General features: G+C 40.3%; 9 protein-coding genes. All 9 read right to left on the bottom strand.

Features of this window, described 5'->3' with window-relative positions:
• Window positions 1–67 precede the first annotated feature (67 nt).
• The 9 genes from AAG807_RS02290 to AAG807_RS02250 all read right to left on the bottom strand — a co-directional run bounded on the left by AAG807_RS02290 (window position 68) and on the right by AAG807_RS02250 (window position 15,229).
• A complete protein-coding gene (locus AAG807_RS02290) occupies window positions 68–2,098 on the bottom strand; it encodes a DUF2341 domain-containing protein (protein WP_341900408.1) in 2,031 nt (676 codons plus the stop codon).
• A 17-nt stretch (window positions 2,099–2,115) separates the two neighbouring features.
• Window positions 2,116–3,888, bottom strand: coding sequence for a PA domain-containing protein (locus AAG807_RS02285; protein WP_341900407.1), 1,773 nt, complete (start codon window positions 3,886–3,888; stop codon window positions 2,116–2,118).
• 171 nt (window positions 3,889–4,059) lie between these two features.
• Window positions 4,060–4,824 (bottom strand): succinate dehydrogenase/fumarate reductase iron-sulfur subunit, encoded by a 765-nt coding sequence (locus AAG807_RS02280; protein WP_300660686.1) that lies wholly within the window; start codon window positions 4,822–4,824, stop codon window positions 4,060–4,062.
• 51 nt (window positions 4,825–4,875) lie between these two features.
• Window positions 4,876–6,888 carry a fumarate reductase/succinate dehydrogenase flavoprotein subunit gene (locus AAG807_RS02275; RefSeq protein WP_341900403.1) on the bottom strand — a complete coding sequence of 671 codons (2,013 nt, stop codon included), beginning with the start codon at window positions 6,886–6,888 and terminating at the stop codon, window positions 4,876–4,878.
• An 18-nt stretch (window positions 6,889–6,906) separates the two neighbouring features.
• Window positions 6,907–7,824 (bottom strand): succinate dehydrogenase cytochrome b subunit, encoded by a 918-nt coding sequence (locus AAG807_RS02270; protein ID WP_341900401.1) that lies wholly within the window; start codon window positions 7,822–7,824, stop codon window positions 6,907–6,909.
• 173 nt (window positions 7,825–7,997) lie between these two features.
• Window positions 7,998–9,764: an MFS transporter gene (locus AAG807_RS02265; protein ID WP_341900400.1), complete on the bottom strand. Its 1,767-nt coding sequence runs from the start codon at window positions 9,762–9,764 to the stop codon at window positions 7,998–8,000.
• A 107-nt stretch (window positions 9,765–9,871) separates the two neighbouring features.
• Window positions 9,872–10,534 carry an SCO family protein gene (locus AAG807_RS02260; protein WP_341900399.1) on the bottom strand — a complete coding sequence of 221 codons (663 nt, stop codon included), beginning with the start codon at window positions 10,532–10,534 and terminating at the stop codon, window positions 9,872–9,874.
• Window positions 10,535–10,579: 45 nt separating this feature from the next.
• Complete coding sequence (locus AAG807_RS02255) at window positions 10,580–12,988, bottom strand: TonB-dependent receptor (protein ID WP_341900398.1); 2,409 nt, start codon at window positions 12,986–12,988, stop codon at window positions 10,580–10,582.
• A 72-nt stretch (window positions 12,989–13,060) separates the two neighbouring features.
• Window positions 13,061–15,229 (bottom strand): PKD domain-containing protein, encoded by a 2,169-nt coding sequence (locus tag AAG807_RS02250; RefSeq protein ID WP_341900397.1) that lies wholly within the window; start codon window positions 15,227–15,229, stop codon window positions 13,061–13,063.
• Window positions 15,230–15,427 lie beyond the last annotated feature (198 nt).

The following is a 15,427-nucleotide window of genomic DNA, read 5'->3' as shown; positions in this document are numbered from 1 at the left end:
TGTATCAAAAACAAAGTAGGGACGTGATGCATCACGTCCCTACTTATAAATATTCTGGTATTCCTTTTTATTGGATCACAAATCGGATCACCTTTGTTCTTGATTGAAGATAATAGGATCCTGCTCCCAAAGAAGTGACATCAATTTGCTTACTTACTCCGGCAACAATGTTTTCTTTTCGAACAACATTTCCAATGATATCGATAATCTTTAATTCTTGCGAATTGGAAGATTGGATCGTTAAGTTCCCGTTTGTCGGGTTGGGAAATAATGAAAGGTTGTCAATCTGATTCAATTCTTCCAATCCGACCGTGGAAATTGCAATGCAATTGGATTGTTCTGAACATGAACCGATCATTGAAATAACGGCATAACTTCCATTTTGAGTCGCTTCATAGAACGAATTGGTAGCACCGGGAATTGGAGTGTTTCCAGCAGTACAATCCACCCACTGGTATCCTGTAGCTCCCAGATCAGCAACCAAAGTCAAACCAATTTGTTGAATTTGGGAATCGATGTCCTCTTGAAAAGTTAACTGGGTAGTGATAATGCTATCACAGTTGGAAACTCCGGCCAATGTATCAATATAGGTTCCATTTGAAGTATATGTGTGGGTTCCGATATGGTAATCCTCCCCGAAACACTTTTGAATGGATCTGTTCAGATAAACAGGAGTTTGAAACTGGATCTGGATGGAGTCGAAACTTTGGCAACCATTATTATCAGTGGCTTGAACATGATATGTGGTTGTTGCCATTGGTGAAACGATTAATGAATCTGCGGTCGAATTGTCATCCCAAAGCGCAGTATATACAGTATCAATTGTTAACTCAGCCCATTCACCATTACAAACAATAGTTGCAGTGGCTTGTAGATTCGGGATTGGCAAAGTACCTACATTGAACGTGATTGAATCCATTCTGCTATATCCACAGGCATCGGTTATCGTCACATGATATTCTGTAGTATCTGATGGGGATGCCATTGGCTGAACAAGTGTGTCATTGCTGATTTCCGTTCCTGTCCATTGGATGTCGAAGGGTTCCTGACCGCCCAAAATAGTTAAAGGAATCGAAACAGAATCATTGAAACAGATGAAAAGCTCGTCAGTCATGCTCGTTGTGAAATGTCCTAATTCGTAAGTTGGAGCAGGAGTGATGTTCGACTTTGTAAAGTACCAAAAGTCCGGAACCCCATAATGAATAGCATTCAAGTAATTCAAAGGGAAGGTGTTTTGATCACAGCCATTGCAATAGCGCATGTCAATATAGGTTAAATGCTCACCGATTTGAGTGCTGGAGCCATAATAGTATCCATCAGTACTCGATTGAAACATTTCCAGAAGGTATTGTGTCCCCTGGGTTAACCAAATGGGGGATGAGATATTTTGATAGGAATATTGCGCTGCTGGACCTGACACTTGTGTCTGATGAATAATTGCCTGAGTAGCGTTGTCGAATAAGGTGATGTAGCGTGTTGAACCGGTTGGTTCTCTTTTTCCGAAAGCGGTTACCAATAGGTCTTCATTGGGATAGAATCGGAATCCACGTTGGCTGTCTCCTACTCCTCCTGGATTTCCATTGGAAACACTATCAGTTGAAGAATGTGGTCCGAAGAATGTTCCCGGAATAGCGGAAAAGGATGTTGCTGAAGCATTTCCATAATTTAAGTAGATGGTCTTTCCACCATTTGCCGGAATACTATCGATTTTAACCCAGATTTGAGTGGTTGTTGTATTGATACCGGATTCAATCCAGTAATTCAGGATATCACCGCCAGTACACCGGGTTGAAAAGCGGATATCGTCCCCTGAAACCGACATTTCACCGTTTAGAATGGGTGTTTGTGTATCAACGGTAATTTTCAATTGGTAGTTGGTTACAGGATTTCCGGAATGTTCAATAATTGTAATAGGCTGGGTGTGCGTCCAACCGGGGATTTGTGAAAATGCTGAAAAACTAAAAATCAGAAGGAAAAATATCAGAGAATGTTTCATAGATGTAATCATTTCCGCGAAGATACTAAATTCATTTGCAGGATAATTACTTAAGAACCGGGCATAAAAAAACCGATCCGTCAGCTGACGGATCGGTTTCATTTTAGTTAAATTCTAAATTATTTAGATACAACCACGTTGAAGCGGCTAGTAGTACCATTTGAATAATCCAATGTGAATACGTAAGTACCACTGTTCATTCCAGCAACTGAAGTTTGGAATTGACCATTTTCAATTTTCACTTGTTGGTTGGAGACTTGACGACCAGCCATATCTACAATTTTCAATGTTGCATCACCAGCAGCATTTACTTTTACAGTAATTACTTCTTTAGCTGGAATCGGGAATGCAGCAGCATCGATTGTGTTTTCAGCAACACCTAAGTCTGTACCGGTTCTCAAAGCAATAGAAGGAACAGGAAGTCCGCTGAATCCAGCAGGAGTCCAAGTACCAACATCAGAACGCAATGGGAAACGTACCATATCATCTGCATTCATAGCATAGTCATAATGATCAGTTGTACTGAACGCCATGTATACTGAAGGAACGAAGTTGTTGATACACAACAAATAAGCTTGATTGTTTGCTAATTGGTAGTAAGGAGCACTAGTGATCGGCATGAAAACAGGTTGCTCTAATACCGCATCAGCTGGATCAGGATAAGTATAAGAACCTCCAGCAACCTCACTCAATAAATCGAAAGTACCTGTTGAAACTGTTTGATCAGCATCATTCCATGTGTACAAAGACCAAGTTACTTCAACACCGTCCAATGTTACAGTTGCAGTATCTGCAGCACCTACAGTCATACCACCAAACTGAACACCGTCCATTTTAAGTCTTCCTCCGTTTGCATCTTTCACAACGATACATGTTTCAAATTGTGTAGTTGGCAAAGTAGCCGGACGGTAGAAACCATCTGCTTTGATAGAGTCTCCTGTAGCATTAAAACCAGCCAATCCCCAATATTGCGGGCTCAACGTGAATGTGCTTTTAGAAACGTTATCACCTACAAATTCATCAGCCGCTGTCATTGCAACTGTGTAGATCAATTCATAGTAACCTGCCGTATAAGAAGCAGATGAAAATACAGGAGTTGTCATGAACAAAGAGTCTCCGGAAGGAATTGTAGCAGATGAAGATGTTTGAGAATAGATTTGAGTTCCATTTCTCTTGATAACAGCGTTCACTGTAACACCAGTTTGACTGTTGTTACCGTAATTGTACACCCAAGTTCCCGGAGTTAATGAGAATTCAGAAGCATTTTGAGTTAAAGCAACTGGTTTTGAACCGAATTCTGCTCTTACAGAAGACTGCTCGAATGTAGTTAAATCGTCATCATAGAAACCTGTTTTGTCACCGATGAAAGCAACTACAGGAACGTTGTTTTGAATACGATCAAGGATAGCCTGACCAGTAGCCAAGTTCACCATTACAACAGGAATAGTTACTGCAGCACCTTCTGTACCACCGTTCATTGCAATTGTTGTTGCATCACGGTTTACAATGATTACTGCAAGCGCACCTGCATTTGCACACATTTGTGCCTTTACACCGAAACTACAAGCACCAATTGCCGGGTTTCCTCCATCTCCGCGGAATACCATGGCAATCTTTCCAGCCAAACTTCCTGCAGTTAGTGCGTTACAACCAGTTGCTGAAGCAGGATTTCCTTGTGCATTCACACCCGGAGTTCCATCGTTCGCAAGCACAACCGTGTCAAGCACGAACATACCGTCCAAATTGGCTAATCCCCAGCTCGAGCCGTCTCCATTCGATTTAAAATCGTAGAATCCTTGAATAGATGCCGGAGCTTCAACTGAGAATATCACTTGTGACATAGCAGTCGAACCAACAAGCACTAACCCAAGGGAAAGTAAAAGTTTTTTCATAACATAAGTAAATTAAAGATGGACTAAATGTAAAGAAAATTTAACAAACAAAAAATTTTTAGGTCAATAAACTTTTTATTAACCAGCTGAATACAAGTTTGGAGAACCTTTGACGAACTAAAAAGGCTTCACGAAATCGCAAAGCCTTTAATAGAATATTTGGAATAAATCTTAGTCAGCAGCAACCATTGCTTTCAAATACTCGCGGTTCATGCGAGCGATATTCTCCAAGGAAATTTCTTTCGGACATTCAACAGCACATGCACCTGTGTTGGTACAGTTACCGAATCCTTCCTCGTCCATTTGTTTCACCATGTTTAGAACGCGTTGTTGAGCTTCAACCTGTCCCTGTGGCAATAATGCCAACTGAGATACTTTCGCTGAAACAAATAACATGGCAGAAGCGTTTTTACAGCTTGCCACACATGCTCCACAACCAATACAAGTTGCAGCTTCGAATGCTTTGTCTGCTTCCGCTTTTCCGATTGGAATCGCATTTGCATCCATTGTACGCCCGGAAGTGTTTACAGAAACGAATCCTCCTGCTTGTTGGATACGGTCAAATGCCGAACGGTCAACCACCAAATCCTTGATTACCGGGAATGCTTTTGCTCTCCAAGGCTCCACATAAATTGTTTCACCGTCCTTGAACTTACGCATGTGCAACTGACAAGTAGTTACTGCACGATCCGGACCGTGAGCTTCCCCATTGATGTACAAGGAACACATTCCGCAAATTCCCTCCCGACAATCGTGATCGAATGCAATCGGTTCTTTGCGCTCATTTACTAATTGCTCGTTCAATTGATCCAACATTTCCAGGAATGAACTATCTGTTGAAACGTTGTCCAATTTGTATGTTTCCATACTTCCTTTTGAATTCGCGTTTTTTTGACGCCAAATCTTCAGGTTGATATTTATTGTTTTTGATGCCATTTCTCAATATTTTAAACGTAGGCGTGCGATTCATCGCACGCCTACCAATAATTATTTATAATTTCTCGCTGCGATTTTGATATACTCGTAGTTCAATACTTCCTTGTGTAACTCGGATTGGTTGATATCCATTCCTTTGTATTCCCAAGCACCAACGAAGTTGAAGTTCTCGTCGTCACGCAGGGTTTCACCTTCTGCATCCTGGTATTCTTCACGGAAGTGACCACCACAAGATTCATTGCGTTGTAAAGCATCTCTGGCCATCAATTGACCCAACTCCATGAAATCAGCTACACGAAGTGCTTTCTCCAATTCCGGGTTCAATTCATTAGCATCTCCGGGAACGTAAACGTCTTTGTAGAACTCTTCACGCAAAGCTGCAATTTCTGAAATAGCTTCTGTCAAACCTTGAACATTGCGACCCATTCCAACTTTGTTCCACATGATGTGACCCAAACGTTTGTGGAAATGATCTACTGTTTTTGATCCATTGTTCGTTAAGAATTTTGAGATCAAGTCTTTCACATGGTTTTCAGCTTCTTCGAATTCAGGCAAATCTGTTGAGATTTTCCCTGTACGGATATCGCCAGCCAAATAATCTGAAACGGTATACGGTACTACGAAATATCCATCAGCTAATCCTTGCATCAAAGCGGAAGCACCTAAGCGATTCGCTCCGTGATCAGAGAAGTTAGCTTCACCGGCTACGAAACATCCCGGGATTGTTGATTGCAAGTTGTAATCAACCCAAACACCACCCATCGTGTAGTGAACTGCCGGATAGATCTTCATTGGCGTTTCATACGGGTTCTCATCTGTAATTTTTTCATACATCTGGAACAAGTTTCCGTATTTCTCTTCGACCCAAGCTTTACCAAGTGCCATAATTTTTTCTTCTGAAGGATTGTGATCTCCGGCCACTAAAGCTGCCTGTTTTCCTTTTGAACGAATCTCAGAAGAGAAATCCAGGTAAACACCTTCCATCGTATCATTCGCTTCAATTCCGAAACCAGCATCACAACGCTCTTTAGCTGCGCGTGAAGCTACGTCACGAGGAACCAGGTTTCCAAATGCCGGATAACGACGCTCCAAGTAGTAATCTCTATCTTCTTCCGCAATTTCTGTCGGTCTCATTTTACCGGCACGAATTGCTTCTGCATCTTCTTTTTTCTTAGGTACCCAAATTCGACCGGAGTTACGCAATGATTCGGACATCAAAGTCAGTTTCGATTGGTTTGTTCCGTGAACAGGAATACATGTCGGGTGAATCTGCACGTAACATGGATTTGCGAAGTAAGCTCCACGTTTGTGTGCTTTCCAGGCTGCAGTTACGTTCGATCCCATTGCATTGGTAGAAAGGAAGTAAACGTTTCCGTATCCTCCGGTACACAAAATCACTGCGTGAGCCGAATGACGCTCAAGTTCTCCTGTGATTAGGTTACGTGCGATAATTCCACGCGCTTTTCCATCTACTTTTACCAAATCCAACATCTCGTGACGGTTGTACATTTGTACATTCCCTAATCCGATTTGACGTGAAATTGCTGAATAAGCTCCCAATAACAACTGTTGTCCTGTTTGACCTGCTGCATAGAATGTACGTTGTACCTGTGTACCACCGAATGAACGGTTATCCAACAAACCACCGTATTCGCGAGCAAAAGGAACTCCCTGAGCAACACATTGGTCAATGATATTTCCCGATACTTCCGCTAAACGGTGAACGTTTGCCTCGCGGGCACGGTAGTCACCACCTTTGATCGTATCGTAGAATAAGCGGTAAACGGAGTCACCGTCATTCTGGTAATTTTTTGCTGCGTTGATACCTCCTTGAGCTGCAATGGAGTGAGCACGACGCGGAGAATCCTGGAAACAGAATGCTTTCACATTGTATCCCATTTCTCCAAGAGATGCTGCTGCTGAAGCTCCTGCCAAACCTGTTCCAACGACAATCACGTCAATTTTCGGACGGTTATTTGGAGCAACCAAACGCAGGTGGTCTTTATAGTCGGTCCATTTTTGTGAAATGTGACCTTCTGGTATTTTTGAATCTAGAATAGACATAAAGTAATTTTTTGAATATTATCTTGTCAAATAAATAACAACTGGAATAATCGCAAACAATAACGGAACTACGATTGCGAATGCTTTACCTACAAAGGATATAATGCCATTGTATTTTTTGTGGTTCAATCCCAATGATTGGAAAGAAGAAGCAAATCCGTGCCACAAGTGGAACATCAGGACAAACATCGAGATCACATATAGGATCACCGCCCAAAGAGCGTATTCATTAGTTGGTTGTCCTTGTTCAGATTGACCGAAGAAGTTCATAACGACCGTATGCAAGTCTCTGTAACCTTCTGCAGCGACCAATCCGCTTTGAGGATCTTTAAACTCAGTTCCTTCCGGTTTTACTTGAATTTCTTTCTCATTGGTCATCGGATTGATGTATCCTACCGGGAAATAAACCCCCATAGTAGTCAATGCCTGAATTTCAGTGTACTCTTGTGATACCGGTTGCATGGTTTGTGGGTCTTGCATTTGCTGAACCTTTTTCACTTCCACATAATGCAATGGAACAGTCTCGGCTACCTTTTGCTTATACCAGAAGTTGGCCATGTGTGTACAAATGAACACCAGGATAAGCGTTCCCAAAATAGCCATGTTGCGGGACGCAGGACTTGAATTTGTGTTCGGCTTATTGTAGGCGTAATTTTTTGGACGCGCCTGCTTGTTTTTAAAAGCCAGATACAGTCCAAGGCAAGCATGCGCCAAAATTGAAAAGTAGGTAACATAAGCCAAGATCTTGATAAAGATGTTGTGTCCCATGAAGTATGCATACTCGTTGAATGCACGTCTACCTTCCTCGCCCGTTTTTGTAATTAGTTGAAGGTTCCCCAACAAGTGTCCTATAAGAAAGGTAATTAGAAACAGCCCCGTAAGTGCCATCCAATATTTCTTTGCTAGTGAGGACGTAAATATTCCAGATTTACTCATAGTATTTTAAAAAATGTTTCAAACGATACAAATTTAATAGCTAGAACAACCCAAATGAAGCTTTCCTCTTATTTAGAAACAATATAGATTATTTTAGAAAAGTGAGAATTGGCGCGGTTTGAAGCCAAAAAAAGCGACCATCCGATCGCTTTTCAAAAATATAAATCAAAATTTTAATGACTCACTGCGTCGCTATCAAGCGAAATACCTTGTTTTTTGAGCAGCTTGTTCACGAAGATCGCAAAGAATGTGATGTATGCAAAACAGATTGCCCCGACAATAAACGAAGGTTGGATTCCAATGATGTCGGATAATTTTCCCTGAATTGGAGGAATCAGACCTCCTCCCAAAATCATCATGACCAGGAATCCGGAACCTTGTGCCTGATGTCTCCCTAATCCGGCTAAAGAAAGGGAGAAAATACAAGGCCACATGATTGAACAGAAGAGCCCTGCACTTAGGAAGGAATAAATGGAAACTGTTCCTGAAGTATTCAACCCGATAAGCAAACATAACAACCCTAAACTTCCGAATATAGCAAGAGAACGAGCGGGTTTGTCTTTAGTCAGATAGAATGCACCGATTTGAACAAGGACACAGATGATATACCAATAAAGCATATCAACCCGATAACCTGAGATGCTACAAATTCCTAAAATGATTCCAAATGCAATCAATGGGACAATGAATTTTAAAATTGCTTTCGTTTGGTTACTTAAGTCAAATGCATTAATCGAACCAGACCATCTTCCAATCATTAAACTTCCCCAATACATAGCAATGAACGGAGTAATTTCGGAAGAGGAATAGGCTCCAAATTCTTTCATTTTAAGCAGTTCTCCTAAATTACTACCGATTGCAACTTCTACACCAACATATACAAAGATTGCCAGCATTCCTAAACTTAACTGTGGATACTTCATTGCTCCCCAACCTTTTTCATTCTTTTTGGCTGAACGATTTGCAAATAGAATACCTCCAAGAACGGTTAAAATACCGGCAGAAAGCCAGATCATACGCTTCTTCTCAAGAGGCCCTGAAATTTTTTTGATTTCAAGGTTAATTTCTTGTCGTGTATGTTGCTGGTCAACCGTCAAATTTTCAAGTGGTTTATTATCCTCACCAATGGTTAGCTGCTCCAGATCGCTTTTCAATTCTGTTAATTGTTTTGCTTCATCAGATCGGTAACTACTGAAAACAGGAGAAAAACAAGCAATCAGCAAGCCCGTAACGATTAGCATAGTAATCATCGTTTTTTTAGCTTTTTCACTTTCTGGTATTTCCGAATCCATTTTACCATCAGGCACTTTTTTCGAAAAACCAAACAATGCTGCAACCCCTAAAAACAAACATCCAACGCAGGCATACAAAACAATCACTTTGCTCAAACTTAATTTGGAAATCATTTCATCACTAACTGCTACTGAACTTCCGAATAGAGCTAACGAAACGACAACAGGCCCAATAGTTGTTCCGAAGCTATTGATTCCTCCACCCAAATTGATTCTGTTACTTCCTGTTTTTTCATCCCCCAATGCAATCATGAATGGATTGGCAGATGTTTGTTGTAAGGAGAAACCCAATGCAACGATGAATAATCCGAATAACATGGCCGCAAACACATTCAGATATACAGAGATAATCATCATGGTCGCACCCAAAGCAGAGAAAACTAGCCCATAAACAATGCTTTTTTTATAGCCCCAAGTGGAAACCAAATCTTTTTTAGTCATTGTACTGAAAACAAATAACCCCAATGCCCCCAAATAATATGCTCCATAAAAAGCAAAATCGATCAACTGACTTTGAAACTGATCTAAACCGAAATAGTGTTTACAAAAAGGAATGAAAATACTATTTCCTGCGGCGATGAATCCCCAAAAGAAGAAAACAGTAGTTAGAGTGGAAAGTGCTCCGTAGTTTGTTTTTGTAGTTTGCATGAATTGCGAATTGGATTACCAGCCGAAAATAAGCAGAATTCCTAAACGAATACATGAAATTCTTATACTCTGTCTTTGCAGGCGTATAATAAAAGAGGAACTTTTGATTATTTTTCTTCCAGAAGCTTCTTGATATCACCAATCAGTTTATCCACTTCCACGGGATTGGTTCCATCATAATATCCCCGGATTCTTTTTTTGGTATCAACCAGTACAAAATAGTTCGTATGGATGAAATCCGAACCGACATCACCCTGATTAGCTGCTTCAGCTGGTTTCAACACAAAAAAGCTTCTTCTGGCCAACTGATACAAATCCTTTTTTTCGCCGGTAAGGAAATGCCATTGAAGCGGATCGGCACCATGACCATCTGCATAGTTTTTCATTTGGGCTACGGTATCTGTTTCCGGATCTACGGTGAAACTCAAAATCTTGAATTGATCATTTCCTTTGAGTGCTTCCTGTACTCGTTGCATCTCCGCATTCATTTTGGGACAGATTGTTCCACAAGTGGTGAAGAAGTATTCCGCGACGTAGATTTTGCCTTTCAGATCTTTGGATCCGTAGTTTTTACCTGTCTGATCGGTAAAGGAAAACTCCTGAATAGTGTGTCCAAAGCCTTTTCGAACCAGGTCTTCGTCTACCATCTCGGATTCAACATCAATCGGATTGTAGATTTTCAGGGTTTTTTCATCGCTTGAAGAATTAGTCAAAAAATAGGCAATTATGACTCCAGCAACAAAAATGAGAGCAACCAGTAGAACGCGCATGATGTTTTTTTTACAAAAATACGGTCTAAAGTCTTTCAATAGACATTAATCTCCTCCTAATTTCAATGTATATTGAAGCATCACTGTTCTTGGTTGTTCTACTTTCAAAGGACGAAGCGAATATGTTTTATTAAAAATATTGCTTCCTACAATTGCAAAACGGTGTTTGTCTTTCAACAAATAAGAAATACGTGCATCAAAGATCCAGTTGCCTTTTCTGTGAGAATTGAAGAAGTCCATGTATCGGATGTCTTGTAAAACATCAACATCCTGTGTTAACTGTTCAAAATCTTTAATGATTGCATCCATGTTTACAATCTTAGAAAAGTATTTAGCGCTAAATCCAATGGCAAATACCTTTTTGTAAACATATTCAAAATCCATTTTCACATTGTGAAGGAACCGGTATTTTAAAACTCGCGAAGCTGAATCCAAGGAAGTCGTGTTATAAGTAAACTTACGATTAAGGGAATCCGTTGCATACAGATAATCCGGCGAAAGTGTGGTCGGTAAAATATAATTATATCCGGCTAAGAATGTCAAATCACTTTTTTTGCCAATTGCGATTGTTCCGGCAAGGGATGCATCAATTCCTTTTACTCTTGAATTACCAGTGTTTAAGAACATAAATCCAGCGGAAGATCCAAGGGCTTGAGGAGTAGTTAATGGTCTCCAAATACCAAACATATACTCAATGGTGTTTTGGTATTCTTGCCAGAATCCAGCGATATCAAAGAAACTCATTACCGGACCAATTTTGAAACCTTGTTTGATTCCAATTTCAGCATTCCAACTTGTTTCCGGTTTCAAATCCGGATTTGGGAATACTCCGAAGTTACCAACTCCTGTTTGAATGAAGCGCTCAGTAATTGTTGGGAAACGATAACCCTGTCCATAGGATGCTCTTAAAAAAGTGGCTTTCGCAATTTTGAAATTGGAACCGGCTCTGAAAATTGGTTTTAGGGCGGTTGTATTATTGTTCAACTGAAAATACTCCAAACGTCCACCAACGGAAAGCGTTAATCTTTTCCAGAATTTCTTTTCTGCTTGAGCATATGCAGATAAGTTAAGCATTTTATTATTCGGACCTCCCGACCCGCGATAAATATTCGAGTAAGAGTAAGTATTTTGAACAGTTACTCCTCCAACAAAATCGACAGGAATGATTTGTTTGATAGATGTTCTGTATTGGTAATCACCATACAAAACGGTTGATTGATTATCTTGATTTGCCGTAAGTTCATTTACCGTTCGAAGCATTCGAGTTCTCAAACTATGTTTGCTACCACGTTTTGTAGAATACACAATATAAGGGTCAATATTGAAAATCAGTTGGTTTTGTAAGAAAACAGCCCCGGGATAAGCATTATAAATACCACTGGTATCATTTAACCATGCAAATACCATGTTACTTTGAGCAACCATCGCATTCCCGTTGATCCCATAAATCAATCCTTTAGTCTTAATTGAACGACGAGATAAATTGAAGTTTATACGCGCACGTTTGCTTACCATTTGTTTGTTGGTAAAATTGGTAATGGTATCAGCCCAAACAAGGGAATCAGTTCTTGGCGGTCCGATATACCCATGATCGTAATTGAAATTACCTCCAAGTACAATATCCCATTGTTTGTATTTGCGAGAATGTAAAAAGCTAGCTCCTGCAATTAGGGGAGTATCATCATACCATTTCGCACCAGCCATACTTGACTTGTTGTATAATCCACTATATAAAATAACTTTTGTAAGCGGTTTGGATGTTGGATAAGCAGTACGGATATTAATCGATCCGGATAAAGCAGAACTACCGGAAAGTACCGAAGCAGCTCCTTTTATTACTTCTACCTGACTGATGTTCTCTACTGGAATGAATCCCCATTCAGGTCTTCCGGCATCTCCTGAAAGCATGGGCATATCATCCACCATTACAGCTACTTTGGATCCGACTCCGAAAGTGAATCCGCTACCGCCGCGAATTTGGGGTTCACCATCCAAAATGTTCAGTCCGGGGGTTTGATCTAAAGCAGTTTCTATGCTACGCGTATTCTTACTTTCAATTAATCTTGGCTTGAGAATTTCCATCGAAACTGTTTGGTCTTCTAATGGCTTATCAAACTTTCCAACTTTTATTTCCACTACATCTAGTACCGTTGAAATTTCTTCCATTGGAATATCCAATTCAACGGTGCCATTTTCGGTCACATTGATTTGAATCGTATCGGTATTCATGCCTTCCATGCGGCAAATCAGATTGTAAACTCCAACAGGGAGTTCCAACACAAATTGACCGTTTTCATCTGAATTAGCTCCATAAAGTTGGGTCGTCTTTACAAAGACAGAGGCACCAACAACGGCTTCTCCATCGAGGTCACGAACCTTACCGGTAATTCGACCGGTTTGAGCAAAAACAAAAGAAGATGTAGAAAGTATTAGGATGGAAAGCAAGTACTTCATAAATGTAGCTTTAAAAAGTGAACCACCATCCTATGAATAGGATGGTGGTTACACGACAAAGGTATGAAATTTTTATTTCTTAACGATACGGATCGTTTGAAGACCTTGTTCTTGAGTCAATTGAAGAACATAGATTCCATTTTCGAAAGAAGAGAGATCAATTGTATTAGCAGTATTTGAAACAACTCCGTTCAAAACAACTTGTCCTGAAACAGAAACAATATTGAAAGAAGTGTTTTCAACAACATTGGACAATGTCAATTTACCATCTGTTGGGTTTGGATAAACAGAGATAGTAGCAATTTCATTGTCTCCCAATCCTAAGCAAGCATCAACAACAATGGAGTTTGTAGCAGTATTGGCACAACCATTTGCATCGGTATAAGCATACGTAATTGTTTTAGTACCTAATCCAGCTGTTGAAGGGTTGAAATTTCCACCGCTAACACCTGTACCGGAATAAGAACCACCAGCTGGTGTTCCGCCAGTTAGAGCAAATGCAGGATTGTAAACACATACTTGTGAGAAATTTCCCAATGCAACAGTTGGTAATGCATTTATAGTAACACTGTATGTGTCATCGGCCATCGGACAAGATCCTGAAGCAGCAATGGTATTTGTTACCGTATAAGTTCCGGCAGTACTTGCAGAAAGATCAATTTCACCCGTGTTTGTGTTAATAGTCAATCCGCTAGTGGAAGAAAATACTCCTCCGTTTGCACCAACACCGAATACAGGAGCCGGATCAGTTGCATCAGCACAATATGCTGCTTGAGCATATGTAAAGGAAGCATCAGGGCTTGAAGTAATCGTAACGCTAACATTTGAAGAAGATCCGGAAGTTGGACATGCAACAGAACCGGTAGCATCGTATGTTATTGTGTAAGTTCCGGGAGTACTCCCAGCAACATCAATCACACCGGTAGTCGGACTAACAAATACTAAACCTGCCGGAGTTGCAGAAAATGTTCCGGCATCAACAATAGTTGGTGTTTGATTAGATGATCCCACACAAATAGTGTTTGATGGATAAGAGAATGAAGAGTTTGCCGGAGGATTAATTGTAACACTTGTTGTTCCTGTGTTTCCACAACCTCCAGTATAAGTATTTGTTACTGTATACACACCAGGGTTACTTGCCGATAAATCAATTGCACCTGTGCTTGCATTGATTGTTAACCCTGCAGTAGAACTAAATGTACCGGCGTTTGTTGCTGTTGGAACGGGATCAGTATCTGCAGGACAGTAAGTAGCTTGCGCATAACTTAATGAAGCGTCAGGTGGAGTAGTTACCGTAATAGTTGTAGCCGTTGAAGTCGTAGAACCCCATTGGTTGGTAACTGTTAATGTAACATTGTAAGTTCCTGAAGTAGCATATGGGTGAGAAGGATTCTGCGTTGTGGAGGCAGGTGACCCATCACCGAAATTCCAAGAATAAGAAGTTGGATAGTTCGTTGAAGTACTTGTAAATGTTACAGGTACATTTGGACAAACGGTATTACCGGATGTAGTGAATAGTGCTTTTGGAACATACACCAATTCCATGTCATCAATATATAACGAATCACTTACTGTTCCTCCACCCGGGACGTTGTTAGTTGCAATTGTAGTCAAAATAAATGCAGCATTAGCAGGTGTTCCAACGTAATTGAACGGAATTGAAATGCGTTGCCAGTTACCACCCGAATAAGGAAAGTTCAAAATTGCCGTTGCAATTGTATTTGCTCCACCGACATCATTCGGATCCTTATAGTTATTTGTGTTATTATGGATAACTGTGCTGATACGTGCCATATGACCCGCACCAGTATTCATCGGTTTGTACTTAACCCAAACAACAACAGAGTCAGGTCTGTCTGTAAACGCTTCTGAATAATTTGCATCAGTAGTGTTTGAGTAATTGTAATTACTAGTACTATTGGCGGTTGTACTACCCATTTCAATTCGACCTAAGGTCATGTTTCCTTGTGCGACAACTCCAAATCCAGCGTTTCTAGCCCAAATTCGAACGGAATAAATACCTGTTGAACCGGGTCTAACGTTTGAGGATCTATTCATTTGCTGACCACCGAAACTGTTCCAAGTTCCGGAAGCAGTTTTAAAACTATTCCAGTTAACTGGTTCTGTAAGTTCTGATGTCGCTGTTTCCCAACCTTCAAAATTCCCATTTCCAATTTGTGTCTGAGCGGATGCGTGAAGGGTAAGTGTTAGTAATGATAAACTGAGTAAAATTTTTCTCATAGTTTGTTGATTTAAGATTCATCGAATGAATCTGGTTTAATGAAACAAATTTAACCGTTTTATTTAATTGGTCTGCTGTTTTTTTTCTCATAGTATCTCATAAACAAGGCATTGTTCATGGGTGCTGGTTTATTGAGTGGATCTAAATAAAACTAGAAATCTCGTTAGAAATGAATTTTCAGGAGTGTGTTTTGAATG

The organism is Fluviicola taffensis DSM 16823 (genome assembly GCF_943372375.1).
GTDB classification, from domain to species: Bacteria; Bacteroidota; Bacteroidia; order Flavobacteriales_D; family Crocinitomicaceae; genus Fluviicola; species Fluviicola taffensis_A.
This window is presented reverse-complemented; position numbering and strand designations above follow the sequence as displayed.